Origin of the sequence: Streptomyces thermolilacinus SPC6 (assembly GCF_000478605.2) — a bacterium.
GTDB classification, from domain to species: Bacteria; Actinomycetota; Actinomycetes; order Streptomycetales; family Streptomycetaceae; genus Streptomyces; species Streptomyces thermolilacinus.
Genome location: NZ_ASHX02000001.1, coordinates 5,638,133 through 5,656,788, shown reverse-complemented (window position 1 = coordinate 5,656,788; position 18,656 = coordinate 5,638,133). Strand labels below are relative to the sequence as shown.

13 protein-coding genes and 1 pseudogene are annotated in these 18,656 nt (G+C 75.2%); 6 read left to right on the top strand and 8 right to left on the bottom strand.

Going from position 1 to position 18,656, the window contains the following annotated elements; genetic code table 11:
* Positions 1-34: 34 nt before the first annotated feature.
* Complete coding sequence (locus tag J116_RS24590; protein ID WP_051203604.1) at positions 35-916, top strand: M15 family metallopeptidase; 882 nt, start codon at positions 35-37, stop codon at positions 914-916.
* On the opposite strand, the gene J116_RS24585 is transcribed toward J116_RS24590, so the two are convergent.
* From J116_RS24585 to J116_RS24570, 4 genes are read right to left on the bottom strand one after another with little or no spacing between them, the layout of a single operon-like run.
* Positions 882-1,490 carry a GTP-binding protein gene (locus J116_RS24585; RefSeq protein ID WP_028964465.1) on the bottom strand — a complete coding sequence of 203 codons (609 nt, stop codon included), beginning with the start codon at positions 1,488-1,490 and terminating at the stop codon, positions 882-884. The genes J116_RS24590 and J116_RS24585 overlap by 35 nt on opposite strands.
* Positions 1,471-1,896: a DUF742 domain-containing protein gene (locus J116_RS24580; protein WP_023589731.1), complete on the bottom strand. Its 426-nt coding sequence runs from the start codon at positions 1,894-1,896 to the stop codon at positions 1,471-1,473. Before J116_RS24580 ends, J116_RS24585 begins: the two co-directional genes overlap by 20 nt.
* Positions 1,897-1,907: 11 nt before the next feature.
* Complete coding sequence (locus J116_RS24575) at positions 1,908-2,336, bottom strand: roadblock/LC7 domain-containing protein (protein ID WP_023589730.1); 429 nt, start codon at positions 2,334-2,336, stop codon at positions 1,908-1,910.
* Positions 2,333-5,053 carry a nitrate- and nitrite sensing domain-containing protein gene (locus J116_RS24570; RefSeq protein WP_028964464.1) on the bottom strand — a complete coding sequence of 907 codons (2,721 nt, stop codon included), beginning with the start codon at positions 5,051-5,053 and terminating at the stop codon, positions 2,333-2,335. The genes J116_RS24575 and J116_RS24570 overlap by 4 nt, the downstream gene beginning before the upstream one ends.
* Positions 5,054-5,511: 458 nt before the next feature.
* Here J116_RS24570 and J116_RS24565 point away from each other — a divergent pair.
* Positions 5,512-5,874 (top strand): annotated as a pseudogene (locus tag J116_RS24565) (hypothetical protein); the annotation flags it as partial.
* 533 nt (positions 5,875-6,407) lie between these two features.
* On the opposite strand, the gene J116_RS24560 reads toward J116_RS24565, so the two are convergent.
* The 4 genes from J116_RS24560 to J116_RS24545 form a co-directional block, all read right to left on the bottom strand.
* Positions 6,408-11,096: a hypothetical protein gene (locus J116_RS24560; protein ID WP_023589727.1), complete on the bottom strand. Its 4,689-nt coding sequence runs from the start codon at positions 11,094-11,096 to the stop codon at positions 6,408-6,410.
* 89 nt (positions 11,097-11,185) lie between these two features.
* Positions 11,186-12,088 carry a hypothetical protein gene (locus J116_RS24555; protein WP_023589726.1) on the bottom strand — a complete coding sequence of 301 codons (903 nt, stop codon included), beginning with the start codon at positions 12,086-12,088 and terminating at the stop codon, positions 11,186-11,188.
* Between the two features lie 238 nt (positions 12,089-12,326).
* The gene (locus J116_RS24550; protein ID WP_023589725.1) at positions 12,327-13,868 is read right to left on the bottom strand and encodes a hypothetical protein; all 1,542 of its coding nucleotides are present in this window, start codon (positions 13,866-13,868) and stop codon (positions 12,327-12,329) included.
* A gap of 138 nt (positions 13,869-14,006) precedes the next feature.
* Positions 14,007-14,714, bottom strand: coding sequence for a GntR family transcriptional regulator (locus J116_RS24545; protein ID WP_037948265.1), 708 nt, complete (start codon positions 14,712-14,714; stop codon positions 14,007-14,009).
* A 294-nt stretch (positions 14,715-15,008) separates the two neighbouring features.
* Between J116_RS24545 and J116_RS24540 the strand changes: the two genes are divergently transcribed.
* From J116_RS24540 to J116_RS24525, 4 genes are all read left to right on the top strand, one after another.
* The gene (locus J116_RS24540) at positions 15,009-16,289 is read left to right on the top strand and encodes an MFS transporter (RefSeq protein WP_023589723.1); all 1,281 of its coding nucleotides are present in this window, start codon (positions 15,009-15,011) and stop codon (positions 16,287-16,289) included.
* A gap of 64 nt (positions 16,290-16,353) precedes the next feature.
* Positions 16,354-17,118 (top strand): LamB/YcsF family protein, encoded by a 765-nt coding sequence (locus tag J116_RS24535; RefSeq protein WP_023589722.1) that lies wholly within the window; start codon positions 16,354-16,356, stop codon positions 17,116-17,118.
* Complete coding sequence (gene pxpB / locus J116_RS24530; RefSeq protein WP_023589721.1) at positions 17,115-17,732, top strand: 5-oxoprolinase subunit PxpB; 618 nt, start codon at positions 17,115-17,117, stop codon at positions 17,730-17,732. Before J116_RS24535 ends, pxpB begins: the two co-directional genes overlap by 4 nt.
* On the top strand, positions 17,729-18,595 hold the full coding sequence (locus J116_RS24525; RefSeq protein ID WP_023589720.1) for a 5-oxoprolinase subunit C family protein: 867 nt from the start codon (positions 17,729-17,731) through the stop codon (positions 18,593-18,595). The genes pxpB and J116_RS24525 overlap by 4 nt, the downstream gene beginning before the upstream one ends.
* Positions 18,596-18,656: the final 61 nt, after the last annotated feature.

The following is an 18,656-nucleotide window of genomic DNA, read 5'->3' as shown; positions in this document are numbered from 1 at the left end:
GTACCGAGCGGCGTACGACTGCTAGACGGGGTGCATGACGGGATCTGCTGCTGGTGTGCGAAATGTGGTCGCCGCTGTCGTCGCTTGCGCCGTGGGGCTCCTGGCCCTCTCCCCCGCTCCCGGCGCGGAGGCGGCCGGAGCTGCCGGGCCGGGGCGGGTGGGGCCGCCCGTGCCGCGCGAGTTCACGGAGCTGCGGGCGGTGGACCGGACGATCCTTCAGGAGATGCGGTACACGACGGAGCACTCGTTCGTGGGCGCGCCGGTGGACGGGTACCGCGAGCCGGTGTGCCTGCTGACCCGGCCGGCGGCGCGGGCGCTGCACCGGGCGCAGGTGCGGCTGCTGCGGCGGGGCTATTCGCTGAAGGTGTACGACTGCTACCGGCCGCAGCGGGCCGTCGACCACTTCGTGCGGTGGGCGAAGGACCTCGGGGACGAGCGGATGAAGGCCGAGTTCTACCCGCGCGTGGACAAGGCGCGGCTGTTCGCCGACGGGTACATCGCGGAGCGGTCGGGGCACAGCCGGGGCTCGACGGTGGACGTGACGCTGGTGCGGCTGCCCGCCGCGCCGACGCGGCCGTACGTGCCGGGTGAGCCGCTGGTTGACTGCGCGGCGCCGAAGGAGCAGCGGTTCCCGGACAACTCGGTGGACATGGGGACCGGCTTCGACTGCTTCGACACGCTGTCCCACACCGACGACCCGCGGGTGCGGGGCGCGGCGCGGGGCATCCGGGACCTGCTGCGGGGCGTGCTGGCGGCTGAGGGGTTCGTGAACCTGCCGGAGGAGTGGTGGCACTTCACGTACCGGCCGGAGCCGTTCCCGGGGACGTACTTCGACTTCCCCGTGGAGGGGCTCCGCGAGCGGCCGGTTCCGGGACCGCCGGTCAGGTCGTGGCAGGCTCCGGGGCGGGCTCGGTGAACGTCATCGCGTGCCGGACGACGGCCACGAGGACCTCCTTGACGGACTCGCGGCGCCGCGCGTCCGTCATCAGCAGCGGTACGCCCGGGTCGAGGTCCAGGGCGGCCCGCACCGTCTCGGCGGGGTGGACGTCGGCGCCCTCGAAGCAGTTGACGGCGACCGCGAAGGGTATGCCGCGCCGCTCGAAGTAGTCGATGCACGCGAAGGAGTCCTCCAGGCGGCGGGTGTCCACCAGGACCACCGCGCCGAGGGCGCCCTGCGCCAGCTCGTCCCACAGGAACCAGAAGCGGTCCTGCCCGGGGGTGCCGAACAGGTACAGCACGAGGTCCTCGCGGAGGGTGATCCGGCCGAAGTCCATGGCGACGGTCGTCGTGGCCTTGGACTCGACGCCTGCCAGGTCGTCCACCGGCCGGCTCGCCTCGGTGAGGCTCTCCTCGGTGCGCAGCGGCCGGATCTCGCTCACCGCTCCGACCAGCGTGGTCTTGCCCACGCCGAACCCGCCCGCGACCAGGATCTTCAGCGTCACCGGCTCGACCGGCGGCGGACCCTTGCGGCTAGAGCGCCCGAAGACCATTGATCACCTCACGCAGAATGCTCTCGTCCGGCAGTTCGGCCGGCGGAACGGGACGGGTTACGTGGACGAGTTCGTCCTCGACGAGGTCGCCGACCAGGACGCGGACCACCCCGACGGGGAGGTCCATCCCGGCGGCGAGCTCGGCGATCGACTGGGGGAACTCGCTGCAGCGCTCGACGATCTCCACGTGTTCCGGGGAGAGCGTCTCGTCGCGGCCCGGGTCGTCGGCGGCGGGCTCGGGCACGACCACCGCGATCAGGTCGAGTCGGTGACGGATGGGGCTGGTGGTGCGTCCGCGCGTCATGGCGTACGGGCGTACCACCGGCCCCGCCTCGTCGTCGAACCAGTGGTGCGCGTCGCCGGTCCGGCGTCCGCGTCTCAGCTGTCCGGCCGCTGCGTCGCTCATGGCATCCCCCCTCACCCGCCGGTGGTCAGACCGGACCGGGGGGCGGTCGCCAGATGCGCGCCGACGCGCTTGACCATCAGCGTCATCTCGTAGGCGACGAGACCCACGTCGGAGTCGGAGTCGGCCAGTACGGCGAGGCAGCTGCCGTCACCGGCGGCCGTGACGAACAGGAAGGCGTCGTCCAGCTCGACCACGGTCTGGCGGACCTTTCCGGCGTCGAAGTGGCGGCCCACGCCCTTGGCGAGGCTGTGGAAGCCGGACGCGACGGCCGCGAGGTGTTCGCTGTCCTCCCGGCTGAGGTCCTTGGAGCCGCCCGTCGGCAGGCCGTCGCTGGAGAGGACCAGGGCCTTGCGGACGGATCCGACCCGCTCGACCAGTTCGTCGAGGAGCCAGTTGAGCCCGCCGGTTGAGTTGGATGCTGCGGCGTTCGGTGCGGTCATCGACCGTCCCCCTCCGGTGTCGTTCCTGGTGCTGTCTCACCGCGGGCGCGCTGCCAGCCTCGCTGCATCGCGGCCATACGGTGGCGTACTTGGTCGGCGTCGCGCTCGTCGTCCCCGGAGTCCGCCGGGCGGGGGGCAGGCGGCTGGCCGGCCTGCTCCCTCAGCTGGGGGACGAGGCTGGCCTGGCGGACACGGCGGGGCAGGCCGCCGAGGGTCAGTGTCGTCTCGTCGGACGCGGGAGCGGGGGTGCCGGGAGCCCCGGTGCCTTTGGCCGGAGCGCCGGGAGCGGGGGTGGAGGCGCCACCGGGGCCGTTGCCCGTGCTCCGGGGGGCCTGGGGCGCGTCCCGGTCGGCGGCGGGCTCGCGCGGGCCCTGGGGCGGCGTTTCGTGGTCGGTGCGCCGGGGCTGGGACGTTTCGTGGTCGGTGTGCCGGGTCGTACCGGCGGGGTCGTCCACGCGGCGGCCGTGGCGGGCGACGAGGGCGGGCCTGCGGCGGGGCAGCGGGACCGGCTGCGCCAGGTGTTCGCCGGGCGCGTCGGCCGCCCGCTCCCGCTGCTGCTGCTGCGGCTGCTGTGGGGCGTCGGCGGGGCGCAGCGGCGGGCGGGGGCGGAACAGGCCGCCGTGGTCGGGGTCCTCGCCGGACCTGAGGTCGCGGTCGAGGGTGCCCGCCAGTTCGTCCAGGATGTCGAGCGGGCCGTCCAGCTCGACCGGGCCGTCGATGACGGAGGACACCTGCGTGAGCGCGGTCCGCCGGTTCGGGGCGTCCGCCGTGCGGCGGTCGGGGCTCTTGCGGTCCAGCCGGAAGCCGACGCCCTCCGTCTCGGGGGCCTCGGTGAGCAGGTCGGCCGGGATGAACACGACGGCGGTCGTGCCCCCGTACGGGGAGGGCTGGAGCGAGACGCGGACGTGCTGGCGGCGCGCGAGGCGGCTGACGACGAAGAGGCCGAGCCGGTCGGTGTCGGACAGCTCGAACTCGGGGGTCTCGGCGAGTCGCAGGTTCGCGTCGATGAGGTCGTCCGGGGACATGCCGAGGCCCCGGTCGTGGATCTCCAGGGTGAAGCCGTTGGTGACGCGTTCGCCCTGCACCTGGACGGCGGTGTGGGGCGGGGAGAAGACCGTGGCGTTCTCGAGGAGTTCGGCGATGAGGTGCGTGAGGTCCGCGACGGCGGGCCCGGCGACGCCGATGCGCGGCAGGCGCCGTACCTCGATGCGTTCGTAGTCCTCGACCTCGGCGACGGCCGCGCGGACCACGTCCATGAGCTGGACGGGCCTGCGCCACTGCCGGGAGGGGGCGGCTCCGGAGAGGATGACCAGGCCCTCGGCGTGGCGGCGCATGCGGGTGGTGAGGTGGTCGAGGCGGAAGAGGTCGGCCAGTTCCTCGGTGTCCTCGGTGCGCCGCTCCATCGCGTCGAGGAGGGTGAGCTGGCGGTGGAGGAGGACCTGGTTGCGCCGGGCGAGGTTGACGAAGACCTCGGAGACGCCGCGGCGCATGTCGGCCTGCTTGACGGCCGCTTCGACGGCGGCCCGCTGGAGGGTGTTGAGGGCCTTGCCGACCTGGCCGATCTCGTCCTTGTCGTACTCCAGCCTGGGGACCTCGGTCTCGACATCGACGTGCTCCCCGGCGGCGAGGCGGCGCATCACGCTGGGGAGCCGGACGCCCGAGACCTCCTGGGCCTCCTTGCGCAGCCGGGTCAGGTCGCGGACGAGGCCGCGGCCGACGCGTACGGAGACGACGAGGGAGCCGAGGACGGCGAGGAAGCCCAGGACACCGGCTATGCCCGCCTTGAGGAGGACGCTGTACGCCGCCGGTTCGACGCGGTCCTGGTAGCGGTCGCCCGCCAGCCGGTTCTCGGCGGCCAGACCGCTGAGGGCGGTGGTGGCGGCGTCCTCCCAGCGGGCCGCGTCGGTGGCGCGCGGGTCGTCGGTGGCGCCGGCGGTGATGAGGGCTTCCTCGGTCTGGCGCAGCGGCTGCGTCTCGGGGCTGCTCCAGTACTGCTGGAAGGCGTCGCGCTCGGAGGTCGGCAGGATCTCGAGGCTGGTCTCGTAGAACTGCCGGCGGCGGGCGACGAGGTCGGAGACGAGGCGGATCTCCTCGGCGGTGAGGCGGTTGCCGACCAGCGAGGAGACGACGAGGGCGTCCTCACGGGCGAGCATCTCGCGCGCGCGGGCGAGGCCGACGAGCGCGCGGCCCTGCTTCTCCATCTCGACGTTGTCGATGGCGTGGAGGTGGACGAGGAAGCTGTAGCAGGGATCGACCAGCCGGTTGTAGAACTCCAGGGCCTGGAGGCGGCCGACGGAGCGGCTGTCGACGGAGTGGCGCAGCGAGGCCAGGCCGTCGAAGGCCGTGATGAGGGATTCGAGCCGCCGGGCCGCGGGGTCGTGCATGGCGTCCACGACGCGCCGGTCCCGGGCATGGGCGCGGAGCGCGGCGAGGGCGCGGTCGGTGGCGGCGCGGTCGCGGCGCAGGGTGGTGAGGGCGTCGGCGGTGCGCGGGTCGGCCAGGTAGAGGAGGCTCTGGCGGCGCTCGCGCTGGATGACGTGGACGGTCTCCTCGAGGGGGTAGCCGACCTTCTGCATGATCTGGCTGACGTCGAGGAGGTGGTCGGCCTCGCGGCCGGTGATGAAGGTGGCGAAGCCCCAGAGGCCGGTGAGGGACAGGAGCGGGACGAGCAGCAGCGCCACGATCTTCCTGCGGATCGACTTTCCGCGAAAGCCCATGGCCTCCCCCAGCTCGCCCGGCCGCCCGGCGCGGCGCGAGCGCACACTTCAACTCAGCAGCAAACGGCGCGAGCCTACTACTGTCACCAGGGCAACTCGAAGGTCCGCCCGGTCGTTTTTCGGCCGCCACACAGGCTCTTGATCATGACTTGTCCTGGTATCACGGGAGTTGACAAACCGGGCCGGGTCAGAGGACACCTGGCGAGGCGTCATTTCTCCCGAGACGCCGTATGGCTGGAATTGAACGTTCCGGGAATCTTCGCGCGTCGTGGCGCGTCTAGTGGGACGGGGGGCTCGCCATGGGGGCGGCGGCATCCGCGGCGCCCATGGCGTCTGTGGGGGCGTCCACGGCGCTTGTCGGGCGTCTACGGCGTCTTCGGCGTGGATCCGCGCAAGACGGGCAGTCACCCTGTTGTCGGTCGAGTGGTGGGGAGTGACGGTGGATGAGCACGGGGCGGCGTGAGCTGTGGGTGGAGGACCCGGTCGGGCGGCGCAGGCTGCCTGATCCGGTGCGCACGGCGGCGGTGCGGGCCGGTCTGATCGCCGCGGTGACGCTGATCCAGGCGGTCGCGGCGTATCTGCTCACGCTCGCGGGGTCCTGGCTGGCGTTCCCGCTGGTGCTGAGCAGTGTCGGGAGCACGGTGGTGGCGACCTGGGCGGTGCTGGACGTGTGGGTGACGCGGCAGGTGTGGAAGCAGCGGTACGGGGTCGTGTCGGAGCCGAGCAGTACGGCGCGGCAGCTGCGGCGGGAGCGGCGCCTGGCCCGGCGGGCCGCCCGCGAGGCCGAGCGGATACGCAAGCGCGAGGAGCGGGCGGCCGGGCGGTCGCCGCGTGGCGCGGGTGCGGGCGCTGGTGCGTCGTCGGTGCCGGTTTCCGTGGACGGGCCCGCTGGTGGCGGCGACGCGGCGGGGCGGCAGGGGGCGCGCGCCGCGCGGACGGAGCGCGGGGAGCTGTCGCGGGCGTGAGGCGTCGTGCGGCCTTGGGAAGCCGGGCTGGGTGATGCCTGCGGGCAACCGGGTCAGTGGGTGGTCGGGCCGGGGCTGAGTCGGGCCCGGGCCGCCGGGGCCGGGGTCGGCCGCGGCTCGGGGGAGCCGGGTCTGCGGGTGGTCGCGGCTGGAGGCGGCCGGGCCGGCCTGCGCGGGCGCCCGGGCCCGTCGGTCCGCGTGGGCGGCCGGGCTGGTCGGTCAGCGTGGGCGCGCTCCAGAGGACCTGGTGCCGGGGCGGCGCCGGTGTGATCCGGGCCTGGCCGGGCACCGGGTGTCCGGGGCGCGTCGGTGTGACCGCGCGTGGGCGGGTGTCGTCGTGAGGCGGGTGACGGCCGCGGGGGTGTACGCCGCGGCCGCCGCCTCGTCGCTCAGTCGGCGTTCTGCGGCTGCGGGGCCGCCGTGCTCCGCCTGAACATCCGGGTCGCCGTGATCTCGCCGTGCACCGCCGGCTCCCCCTCCTGCGCGGGTTGCGGCAGGCCGGGCCGCAGGTGTTCCTCGACGCTGATGTACTTCAGGCCCGCCCGCAGGTCCGCGTCGTTGCGCAGCCGGATGACGAGGGGGAACTCGGCGAGCGCCGTCGTGTCGAACAGGCCCGTCGTGTACAGCAGCTGGACGCCCAGCGCGTCGGACACGGCCCGCTGGAGCTCCAGCAGGTACGTGGCGTTGGCGCGGCCGATGGGATTGTCGAGGAACAGCGTGCCGGCGTGCCGGTGCTTGTCGCGGCCCCGGTCGTTGCTGCGGAGCGCGGCCATCGTGCAGTACAGGGCGATGGCGGCGGTCAGCAGCTGGCCGCCGGAGAACACGTCGCCCATCTGCCCGACGGGGACCCGCTCGGCGCGCAGCACCGCGTCCGGCTTGAGGATCTCCACGGCGACGCCCTTGGGCTGGAGGGCGGCGTGGACCCCGCGCAGCAGCAGGGACATGCCGTCGCGGCGCAGGTCGGAGTTCTTCTTGACGGCGGCGCGCGTGGCCTCGTCGATGACCTCGCCCAGCCGTTCCACCAGCGTGGTCTGGTCCGGCTCCTCGAAGCGGATGCGGAGGAACTCCTGCCCGGACCACTCGCCGAGCCCCTCGGGGAGGCGGGACAGCCGCTGGGCGGAGCGGAGCGTCGTCAGCGCCGACTCGACCAGACCGCGCAGCCGGTCCACGATCGAGTCGCGGTTGCGCTCCAGCTGGGCCAGTTCGTCGGTGAGGACGCGCAGGCGCGGCGCGAACGCCTCGGCCCACTTGGCGGCGTGCTCCGGCAGCGCGGAGGCGGGCAGTTCGCGGATCTGCTGGCGGGCCGGGGTGCGGACCTGCTCGTAGCGGGTGGAGTTGGCGTGCCGTACGAGGACGTCGCAGGCCTCCCGTACGGCGGCGTCGGCGGCGGACAGGTCGGCGGCGCAGCCCCGCAGGGACCGCCGGGCCTCGGCGGCGGCGCGGCGGGCCTCCTCCAGGGAGTCGGTGTAGGGCTGCGGCTCCCGCGGGTCGTCGTCGGCCTGTTCGCGCAGGAGGTCGCGCAGGAGCGCGGCCAGCTCGCCGAAGGCGCCCGCGGCGTCCTCGGCGGCCCGGTGGGAGCGCTGGAGGTGCGCGAGGGTGGCGCGGGCGGTCTCCAGGTCGTCGGTGCGGGCGGCGAGGTCGCCGGTGGCCGTGCGCAGCAGCGTCTGGGCCTGCTCGGCGTCGGCGGGGACCAGCTCGTCGGGCAGTTCGGTGTGCGCGTCGCCGTCCGTGGGGGCGAGCCGCTCGGCCTCGCCGCGCAGCCGGCCCAGCTTCTCGCTGGCCTCGGACGCGCGGGACTCCAGCAGCTGGACATGGGCCTCGGCGCGGGCCACGGCGGCCTGACGGGAGGGGCCGTCGGCGCCCTCGGGGCTGTCGAGGAGCTGGGCGGCGCGGGTGCGGACCTTGTTGGTGAGGCGGTCCAGCTCGGCCAGGGCGGCGCTCTCGTCGCTCTCGGCGCGGGCCTGTTCGGCGCGCAGGTCGGCGCCGACGCCCACCTTCTCGTACAGCTGCGACGCCGCCCGGTACGCCTCGCGGAGGGCGGGCAGGGACGGGCGGGGGACGCCGCCGTCGAGGAGCGCGGTGCCGTCGGGCTTCTCCTCGGGGAGGTTCTCCGGGGCACCGGCGATCTCGGCGCGTTCGGCGCGCAGGGCGCGGGCGGTGCGGTGGGCGTCGTCGGCGGCGCGCTGGGCGGCGCGGCGGTCCTCGTCGGCGGCGCGGGCGCGCTCCAGGCAGGTCTGGGCGCGGGCCTCGGCTTCGGCGGCCTCGTCGGCGAGTTCCCGGAGGCGGGCCTGCCACCCGGCCCGTTCGCGGAGGCGGAACGCGAGACCGGAGAGGGCGTCGGCGGCGCGGCGGGCGCGCTGGGCGGCCTCCTGGCGTTCGTCACGTACGCGGGCGGTCTCGGCGGCGGTCTCGTCGGCCTCGGCGCGGGCGGTGCGGGCCTCGGCGAGCGTGGTCTCGGCGGCTTCGGCGGCTTCGCGCGCGGTGGCGGCGGCCTCGGCGAGCTCGGTGAGCATGCCGGGCGGGCAGTCGGCGCGCCAGGAACCGATGCGGGCGGCGAGGGACCGGTCGCCGGTGAGGCGGGCGGCGAGGGCGCGGATCTCCTCGTCCCGGGAGGCGGCGCGGGCGCGCAGGGCCTGGCGCTCCTCGTCGGCGGCGTGCTCGTCGTGCATGGCCGGGTTCGGCGGCACGAGGAACACCTCGGTGTCGTCGCCGTCCTCGGCGCGCGGCACGGGGGCGAGGAGGGCGGCGGCGGTGCCGACGGCGACGGCGGAGCGCGGCAGGAGCGCGGCGCCCGCGAGGGCCTCGCGGGCGCGGGCGTACGACTGGGGGTCGGTGACGACGACGCCGTCCACCAGCTCGGGGCGGGCGGCGAGGACCGCCGCGTGGTCGGCGGGGTCGACGGACTGGGCGAGGTAGCGCCAGCCGGGCAGGGCGGGGACGCCGTGCTCGCCGAGGAACTCGACGGTGGCGAGGACGTCGGGGCCGGGCGGCAGGAGGCCGCCGTCGCCGAGGGCGCCGAGGATGCGGGCGTCGTCGGCGGCGGCCGTGCGCAGGTCGAACAGCTTGCGTTCGGCGGAGGCGATGTGCTGGTCGAGGAGTTCGCGCAGCTCGTCGGCGTACCGGTCGAGGTCATCGGCGGTGAGCGCGCCCTGCACGGCGGGGCGTGCCGGGGCGGTGGGCGGCGGGGTGTCCTCGCCGGTGTTCTGCCGGGGCAGCTGCGGGGTCGTACGGGGGGCGGGGAGGCTGAGGAGTTCGGCGAGGCGCTCGTCGGCGGCGATGGACTCGGCGGCGCGCCGCTCCGCCTGGTAGGCGTGGTCGGCGGCCTGGGCGGCGTCGGCGGCCCGGGCGGCGGCCAGTTCGGCGCGGGCCTCGTCGGCGGCGGCCTCACGGGCCCGGTCGGCGGCGGCGCGGGCGGCCTCACGGGCGGTGTCCCAGGCGGCGACGGCGGTCTTCTCGGCGTCGCTGGCGGCGAGGGCGGCGCGCGCCGGGTCGGCGTCCGGGGCCGAGTCGTCGAGCCAGCCGGCCCGTACGGCCTCGGCGGTCTCCTGCTCGACCTCGGCGAGGCGCTGGCGCAGGTGTCCTGCCTCGCTGCGGGCGCGCTGGGCCTCGGTGGCGGCGGCGGTGGCGTCGCGGTGCCCGGTCTCGGCGGCCTCCTGGAGGGTGGCGGAGCGCCGCTCCTCCTCGTTGGCGTGGCGTTCGCCGTCCTCGGCGGCGGCGTGGAGGGCCCGTACGAGGTCGGCGGCGGCCTTGGCGCGGGCGGCGAGCGCGGGCGCGGCGTCCCGTTCGGCCTCCTGGATCGCGGCGGCCACGCGCGCGGAGCGGTCGGCGGCGGCGCGGTGGCGCAGGACGGTCTCGGTGGCCTGCCAGGCGGCGTGGAGGGTGCGGGCGTCGGACAGCTCGCGACGCTGGGCGGCGGCGCCCTTCTCGGCGGCCGCGAGGGCCAGGGAGGCGTGCCGGTAGGCGAGTTCGGCGGCGACGAGGGAGCTGCGGGCGCGGGTCTGCTCGGCGTCCGTGACCGTGTCGGCGGCGGTGGTGACCTGCTCGGCCAGTTCGGCGGCGCGGCCCCGCTCCTCGGCGGCGCGGGCGGAGAGGCGGCGGGCGAGGGTGCGGGTGCGGCGTTCGGCGGCGGCGTGGATGTCGCGGGCGCGGGAGCGCGCGTCGGCGGCCTCGACGATGCGGCCGAGGAGGTCCACGGAGCCTGCGGTGAAGTCCCGTTCGGCGGTCAGTTCGGCGCGGCGGCCGAGCTTGTTGCCGAAGCCGCTGACGAGGTCGGCGAGGCCGTCCGTGTCGCGGGTGTCGGTGACGGCGCGCAGCAGCAGGTCGGTGAAGTCGGAGTCCTTCTTGACCGCGAACAGGCCCGCGGCCTCGCCCTCGTCGGCGTTCATCTCGCGCTGGTAGCGGAAGAGTTCGGGGTCGAGGCCCAGCTCGCCGAGGTGCTCGTTCCAGCGGTCGTGGATCTCCTCCCAGTACACCTCCAGGTGCGGGTAGGCGCGGCCCGCCTCGGTGAGGGCGTCGCGGAAGCCCTTCATGGTGCGGCGGCGGCCCTGCGCCCCGGAGGTGCCCTCGGCGTGCGGGCGGACGGCGGTGGACTCGGCGACGGGCAGGTTGTCGAGGCTGAGGCCGGGGCCGGGCCGGAAGGAGTACCACGCCTCGGCGAACTTGCGGGGGTCGTTGGAGACCTGGCGGCCGCGCCACTCGCTGACCTTGCCGACGACGACGAGCTCACCGGTGAGGGTGTGCTGCCACTCCAGGGCGACGTGCCCGCAGTCGTCGGCGAGGAGGAACTTGCGCAGCACGCCGGAGCTGGCGCCGCCGAGGGTGTTGCGGTGGCCGGGGAGCATCACCGAGAAGATCAGCTTGAGGAGTACGGACTTGCCTCCGCCGTTCTCCAGGAACAGCACGCCCGCGGGGGCGGGGCGGCGCGGCGGGCCGACCGGCTCTTCCTCGAAGAACTCCGCCTGGGTGGGGGCGGGGTGGGGCACGGGGGCGCCCACTCCGCGCAGGTCCAGAACGGTGTCGGCGTAACGCGCACCGGCGGGTCCGATGGAGTAGAGGCGGACCCGGGACAGCTCGTACATGGCGGCGGACTCTCGTCGGTGGTGGTTCGGAGGTGCGGTGATCGGTGCCCGGGGCGGCCGGGCGCGGCGGGGCCGGGCGGGTGGCGCGGTCAGCCGTGGAACGGGAGGCCCGCGTCGGCGGCCAGCTCCAGGTCGTCGCCGTCGGGCGGGGGTACGAGGCTGGCGGAGCCGTCCGTGACGGGGACGACGCCCAGGTCGAGGAGCTCGGCCATGGCGGCGCTTCCGGCCATGTCGCGGACCTGGAGCTGGTAGCGGGCGGTCGTGCGGTACGTGCCGCCCGCGTCGTCGCCGGTGCGCTGGAGGAAGCCGGAGTCGGTGAGGAAGGCGACGGCCTTGCCGATGATGCCGGTGGTGGACCCGGCGAGGCGGCGGGCGTCCTTGGTGGCGCCGGTCGCGCTGCGGCGCGTGTAGATCCGCCAGGCCGCTTCGAGGCCGGGCGCGTCGGACGCCGGGTCGGTGTTCTCGCCGTCCCGCTCGGCGCGTTCCTCCAGGCGGCGGCAGGCCTGCCGTACGAAGGCGTCCACGCCGTTGACGGTGACGCGGCCGATGTAGGCGTCGTCGGCGAGGTCCTCGGGGCGGGGGAACGCCAGCGCGGCGACAGCCAGGTGGGCGAGGCCGTGCAGGAAGCGGTCGGCGGAGTCGGCCGAGGCGCGACGCGCGTAGTCGCCCATGCGGACGGCGAACACCGAGTCCTCGGCGGCGGTGACGGCCATCCCCGCGCGCGGGGACACCTCCAGGACGACGAGGCCGAGGCCGGTGGCGACGGCGTCGGCGAGGCGGGCGAACGCCGGGTCGTCCCGGTAGCGGCGGAGCAGTTCGGCGTACTCGGCGTCGCGGGCCGGGAGCAGCTTGGGCTGGAGGCCGAAGGAGACGAGCCGGGCGGCGTCGGCCGCGTCGGCGGGCGTGACGCCGCCGGACGGGACGGGCTCGGGGGCCCGCTCGGTGTCGGGCTCGCCCCACGCGTCGGTGTGCTCGGCGTGGTGGTCGCTCACGGCTGGGGCTCCTCGGTGCTGCTGGTGGTCGCGGTCATGTCCCGGCGGTACGGGCGCGGGGCGGGGCGGTCGGGGCGGCTGGGCACGGCGGGGGCGTGCCGACGGGGCGCATCGGGGGCGTGCCGGTGGGGCGCTCGGCGGCCGTGGCCGCGCGGCACGGGAGGACCGTGGCCGTGGCCGTGTCGGCGGGGCGCTTCCGGGCCGTCCGGGCGGGGCGCCTCGGGGGCGTACGGGCGGGTCATGTGGCGTCCGTACGGTCGGCGGCCATGCCCGCGGCGTCGAGCAGCGCCGTACCGACGATCAGGTCGGCGCCGCCGAACTCGGGGTCGTCCAGCTCCGTGCCGTCGTCCACGGCGAACAACAGGCGCTCCTCGCCCTGGCGGTAGGCCGTGCCGACCGGGGGGCTCGCTGCGTGGACGGCGAGGAGAGCGACCAGGTACGGCAGCTCGGTGCCCGGGGCGCGCGTGCGGGCCTCGGCGAGGAGCCCGGAGAGGCGGCGGGGCGCGTCGTGCTCCAGGTCGAGCAGGTCCATGGCCATGGCCAGCTCCTCCTCGCTGAAGCGGCTGTCGTCGGGCGTGGCGATCAGGTCGGGCTCGGGCATCTCCGCGCCGAGGTGCTCCCGCTCCACGGGCGGGGTGAGGAGCAGGTCGACCAGGTCGCCGACGCGGACGGCGGCGGGGGTGCGCAGGCCCGTACCGCGCGCGAAGTACGCGTCGGTGACGCGGATGGCCTGCTCCACGGGGAGCGGCAGCAGCGGGGCGACGAGGTGGCCGTACAGGTCCAGGCCGGTGCGGGCGGCGGGCTGCGCGAACGCCTGCCGGTCCTGTTCGGCGCGGAACAGCGGACCGGCCTCCAGGAGGCGGGACTGGAGCTGCGTATGGCGGCGGATGCAGTCCTTGACTATGTCCACGAGCTCGGCGGCGCGGCGCTTGTGCTCGGCACCCTCGGCCTCGTCGCGCGCCTTGCGGATGTTGGTGAGGATCGCGTTCTCGTGGCGGTAGCGGTCCGCAACGTGCGCGAGGGCCTCGTCGATCATGTCGGGGACGGTGTTGAGCCAGTCGACGGCGCGGACGTTGCGCCGGGTCGCCTCCAGCGTCTTGCGGAGGGTCTCGGCGTACTGGACCGTGCGGTACCGGGCCTGCTCGGCGGCGAGCTGGGCGTCCGCGAGCCTGCCTCGGCTGATCAGCACCTCCAGCTTGACCTCGGCGGCGATCTGCGCGCTGGTGACGTCCGTGTCGAGGGCGCCCACCAGGACGTTGACCGCTTCGTCGGTGGTGCGCAGGTAGACGCCGCCGCCGTAGCCGGGGACCTCTTCGATGAGCTTGAAGTCGTAGTCGCGGCGGACGTACACCCCGTCGGGGCCGAACGTGCCGTAGACGGCGCGGAAGCCGCGGTCGACGCTGCCGACGTTGATCAGGTTCTCCAGGACCCAGCGGGCGACGCGCTCGTGTTCGGCGGCGGGGCGCTCGGGGGCCTGGGCGGCGACGCGGGGCAGCAGGCGGGCCACTATCTGCTCGTGGTCGGCGCCCGTGTCGAAGTCCATGTTGAGCGTGACGAGATCGATGGCGGCGAGGGCGACTTCCGCCATCGTGTAGACCGAGTACTCGCCCGCCAGGTTCGCCTTGCGGGTGTCCAGGTCGTGCAGGGGCGCGGTGCAGGCGAGCGCGCGCAGGCGCCGCGCCAGCCCTTCGTCGGCGGCCGGGCCCTGCGCGGGCCGCGGCCCCGCGCTGAGCTGGGGCGGAACGAGTTCCGTCGGTTCCGTCGGGGCAGGCGAAGTCACGCTGCACAGAGTAGGTCCTCACGGTGACAGCGGTCGAAACGGCGCGGGGCGAAGGCGCCCGGTCCGGGGTGGTGACGGCCGCGGGCTGTCGGGGGTGAAGGGGCTGGTGGCAGTGGTCGCGGCGGCGGCGCGGGCCGGTCAGGCGTGCGGCGTGACGCCATCGGGGACGTGACGGGCGTACGCCTTGACGAGTTGGGTGCGGGAGTCGCGCAGATAGTCGGTGAGCAGACGCTCGGCCGTGGTGCGCTCCCCCGCCCGCAGCGCGTCCAGGATCTCCCGGTTCCGTCGCAGGTATGGCTCGTGGAGGGTGTGCGGGTCGTCCACCACGTGGAAGGCGAGGCGGAGTTCGGCGAGGACCCCGCGCATCAGCTCGTCGGTGCGTTCGCTCCCGGCGAGGGCGACGAGTTCGCGGTGGAAGTGGATGTTGGCGGTCGAGACGCCCTTCCAGTCCCCGGCGCGGGCGTGCCGCTCGCCTTCCGACACGGCGGCGGCCAGGCCGTCGAGGGGGAAGGGCGGGTCGCCGAGGTCGTGGATGACGGCGCACTCGACCAGTTGCCGGGTGCGGTAGATGTCCACCACGTCCTCCACGGCGAGCACGCGGACGAACACCCCGCGGTTGAGCTCGTGGACGAGCAGGCGCTCGTGGGTGAGCAGGCGGAAAGCCTCGCGCAGCGTGTTGCGGGAGACGCCGAGTGCCCCGCCGATGGTGTCCTCGGACAGCCTGGTGCCCGGTGGGAAGTAGCCCTCGGCTATGCGGGTGCGCAGGATGTCCGCGACCCGCTCGGCCGTGCTCGTACGCCCCAGCAGGACCCGGTCGTCCGCCAGTCCGCCGCTCGTCGTCGCCACCTGCACCTCTTCTCGTGTCGTACCGGCCTCGCGCCCGCGCACGGCGCCGGGCGGCGGGGTCGGCCGTCGGGCCGTCGCCGTCGTGACCGCCTGCGCTTGGCCGTCGCGCCGGCCGTCGCTCGGCCGCCGCGCCGGTCATCGCCCGTCGGTCGTGTCGGCCGTTGCCCGGCGGTCGTGTCGGTCATCGTAGAACGAGTTGTCCACAGGGCTTGTGGGATCGTTCAACGATCCTCTACCTTCACAGTCACTGTACGTCTCCACTCAGGCACGCTCCTCACCCACTGCGAGGTGCAGATGAGCACGACCCGGACCGGACCGACCAAGACACCCCAGGAGCCGGAGGCCGAGCGCCCGTTCGGCTGGCTGCGCGCCCTGGGACCGCGCGGCAGGCGCGCCTTCACCGGCGCGTTCGGCGGCTACGCCCTGGACTCCTACGACTTCTTCACGCTGCCGCTGAGCATGGTGGCCGTCGCCGCGTACTTCAGCCTGGACAGCGGCCAGACCGGGCTGCTCACCACCGTCACGCTGGTCGTGTCCGCGGTCGGCGGCGCGGGTGCGGGGATGCTCGCCGACCGGATCGGCCGGGTGCGCGCGCTGATGGTCACCGTCGTGACGTACGCGGTGTTCACGGTCGCGTGCGGTTTCGCGCCGGACTACGAGACGCTGCTGGTCTTCCGCGCCCTCCAGGGGCTGGGCTTCGGCGGGGAGTGGGCGGTCGGGGCGATCCTGGTCGCCGAATACGCGTCGGCGCGGCACCGGGGGCGGACGCTGGGCTGGGTGCAGAGCGCCTGGGCGGCGGGCTGGGCGCTCGCCGTGATCGTCTACACGCTGGTGTTCCACTTCCTCGACGCGGACACGGCGTGGCGGGTGATGTTCTGGACGGGCGCGCTCCCGGCGCTGCTGATCGTGTACGTCCGGCGGAACGTGGAGGACGCGCCGGAGGCCGCGCGGGTGCGGCGGGAGAGCGCCGAGCGCGGCTCCTTCACGGGGATCTTCCGGGCGGGGCTGCTGCGGACGACGCTGTTCGCGGTGTTGCTCTCGACCGGCGTGCAGGGCGGGTACTACACGCTGGCGACATGGGTGCCGACGTACCTGAAGACGGAGCGCGGGCTCACGGTCGTCGGCACCGGCGGCTACCTCGCGTTCCTCATATCCGGGGCGTTCCTCGGTTATCTGACCGGCGGGTACCTCACGGACCGGCTGGGCCGGAAGCGCAACATCGTGCTGTTCGCCGTCCTGTCCGCGGTGAGCGTCGTGGCGTACACGAACATCCCGGCCGGGGCGAACGGGCTGGTGCTCGTGCTGGGATTCCCGCTCGGCTTCTGCATGTCGGCCATCTTCAGCGGCTTCGGGTCGTTCCTGGCGGAGCTGTACCCGACGGCGGTGCGCGGGACGGGCCAGGGGTTCACGTACAACACGGGCCGCGCGGTGGGGGCGTTCTTCCCGACGCTCGTCGGGTTCCTGGCGGACGGCTGGGGAGTGGGCGGGGCCCTGGTGTTCGGCGCGGTCGCGTACGGCATCGCCGTGGTGGCGCTGTTGGGGCTCCCCGAGACGCGGGGGCGGGAGCTGTGGTGATGCCCGGCGGGGCGTGGTCCGCTCCGCCGGGCAAAGGCAAGGATTCTCCAAGGAGTTGACGAACGTGACCGGGGCATCGATCGATCTCAACGCCGACCTGGGCGAGGGCTTCGGCCGCTGGCGGCTGACCGACGACGAGCAGTTGCTGTCGGTCGTCACCAGCGCCAACGTGGCGTGCGGCTTCCACGCCGGGGACGCGCCGACCATGCGCCGGGTGTGCGCGCTCGCCGCCGGGCGCGGGGTCCGGATCGGCGCCCAGGTCTCCTACCGCGACCTGGCCGGCTTCGGGCGGCGCGCCATGGACGTGCCGCCCGGCGAGCTGGCCGCGGAGGTGGCGTACCAGATCGGCGCTCTGGAGGTGTTCGCGCGCGCTGCCGGGTCGCGGGTGTCGTATGTGAAGCCGCACGGCGCCCTGTACAACCGGGTCGTGCGGGACGAGGAGCAGGCGCGGGCCGTCGTCGAGGGGGTGCTGCTGGCCGGTGGGCGGCTGCCGGTGCTGGGGCTGCCGGGCTCGCGGCTGCACGCGTGCGCGCGGGAGGCGGGTCTGCCGGTGGTGGAGGAGGCGTTCGCGGACCGGGCGTACGCGGCGGACGGGACCCTGGTGCCGCGTGGACGGGAGGGCGCGGTCATCCACGACCCGGACACCGTGGTCGACCGGTCGCTCTCCCTGGCGCGGCACGGGACGGTGACGTCGCTGTGCGGGCGGACCCTGTCCGTGCGGGCCCGGTCGCTGTGCCTGCACGGGGACACGCCCGGCTCGGTCGGGCTGGCCCGGCGGGTGCGGGCCCGGCTGGAGGAGGAGGGTGTGCGGGTGGAGGCGTTCGCGTGAGGGCGCTGGAGGTGGGTGAGGCGGCGCTGCTGCTGGAGTTCGAGGACGGGGAGGAGACGCGGGCGTTCCACGCCGAGTTGCTGCGGAGGCGGGCCGCGGGCGCGCTTCCTCCGGTACGGGAGATCGTGCCGGCCGCGCGGACCGTGCTGCTCGACGGGGTGGCCGACCCGGGGCGGCTCGCGGTGGAGGCCGCCCGGTGGGAGGTGCCGCCGCTGGACCCGCGCGAGGGGCCCGTGGTGGAGGTGCCGGTTCGGTACGACGGGCCGGATCTGGCCGAGGTCGCCGCGCTGTGGGGGGTGGCTCCCGGGGAGGTGGGCCGGGTCCACGCGGGCGTCGAGTACCGCGTGGCGTTCTGCGGGTTCGCACCGGGCTTCGGATACCTGACCGGGCTGCCCGAGCGGTACGCGGTGCCGCGCCGGGCCACGCCCCGCACGGCCGTCCCGGCGGGCTCGGTCGCGCTGGCCGGCCCGTACACGGGGGTCTACCCGCGCGCGTCGCCCGGCGGATGGCAGCTGATCGGGACGACCGACGCGGTCCTGTGGGACACGGCACGGGAGCCCGCGGCGCTGCTCACGCCGGGGTCCCGGGTGCGGTTCACCGAGGAGGGGGTGTGAGGGACCGGGCGTTCGCCGTCGTACGGGCCGGGGCGCTGACCACGGTGCAGGACCGGGGCCGGTTCGGGCACGCGCACCTGGGGGTGCCCCGGTCGGGGGCGCTCGACCCGTACGCCGTCGCGCTGGTCAACCGGCTGGTCGGCAACGACGGGGGCGCGGCCGTCCTGGAGACGACGCTCACCGGGTGCGCGGTGCGGCCCCGGTGCGCGGTGACCGTGGCGGTGGGCGGCGCGCCGTGCCCCGTCACCGTGGACGGGCGGCCGGCGCCGTGGGGTGCGGCGGTACGGGTGGAGGCGGGTGCCGTGCTGGAGGTGGGCACGGCGGTGCGGGGCGTCCGGTCGTACGTGGCGTTCGCCGGGGGTGTGGCGGCCGACCCGGTGCTGGGCAGCCGGTCCACGGACCTGCTGTCGGGCCTCGGGCCCGCGCCGCTCGTGGACGGTGCGGTCCTGCCGCTGGGCGCCGCACCGCCGCCGGATGCCCCCCACTACGAGGGGGCGCCCTGGCGGGGCGTACCGGACGAGGTGGTGCTGCGGGTGCGGTTCGGGCCGCGGGACGACTGGTTCACGGCCGGGGCGCTGCGGACGCTCACCACGAGCACGTACGTGGTGTCGGCCGCCTCGAACCGGGTGGGTCTGCGCCTGGAGGGCCCGCCGCTGGAGCGGGCGAGGGCGGGTGAGCTGCCCAGCGAGGGCATGGTGCTGGGGGCGGTGCAGGTGCCGCCGGACGGGCACCCGGTGGTGTTCCTGGCGGACCACCCCACGACGGGGGGGTATCCGGTGGTGTGCGTCGTCCGGGAGCCGGACCTGGCGGCGGCCGCCCAGGCGGCGCCGGGGGCGCGGGTGCGGTTCGTGCGGGGGCGGTGAGGCCGGGGGTTCGGGTGGTTCGTGCGGGGGTGCGGTGGGGAGCGGGGCGCTGGTCGGTCCA

Excerpts from the sequence above, each read along its gene's own strand:
- J116_RS24590 (WP_051203604.1), top strand. The coding sequence starts at position 35 with ATGACGGGATCTGCTGCTGGTGTGCGAAATGTGGTCGCCGCTGTCGTC.
- J116_RS24585 (WP_028964465.1), bottom strand. The coding sequence starts at position 1,490 with ATGGTCTTCGGGCGCTCTAGCCGCAAGGGTCCGCCGCCGGTCGAGCCG.
- J116_RS24580 (WP_023589731.1), bottom strand. The coding sequence starts at position 1,896 with ATGAGCGACGCAGCGGCCGGACAGCTGAGACGCGGACGCCGGACCGGC.
- J116_RS24575 (WP_023589730.1), bottom strand. The coding sequence starts at position 2,336 with ATGACCGCACCGAACGCCGCAGCATCCAACTCAACCGGCGGGCTCAAC.
- J116_RS24570 (WP_028964464.1), bottom strand. The coding sequence starts at position 5,053 with ATGGGCTTTCGCGGAAAGTCGATCCGCAGGAAGATCGTGGCGCTGCTG.
- J116_RS24560 (WP_023589727.1), bottom strand. The coding sequence starts at position 11,096 with ATGTACGAGCTGTCCCGGGTCCGCCTCTACTCCATCGGACCCGCCGGT.
- J116_RS24540 (WP_023589723.1), top strand. The coding sequence starts at position 15,009 with ATGAGCACGACCCGGACCGGACCGACCAAGACACCCCAGGAGCCGGAG.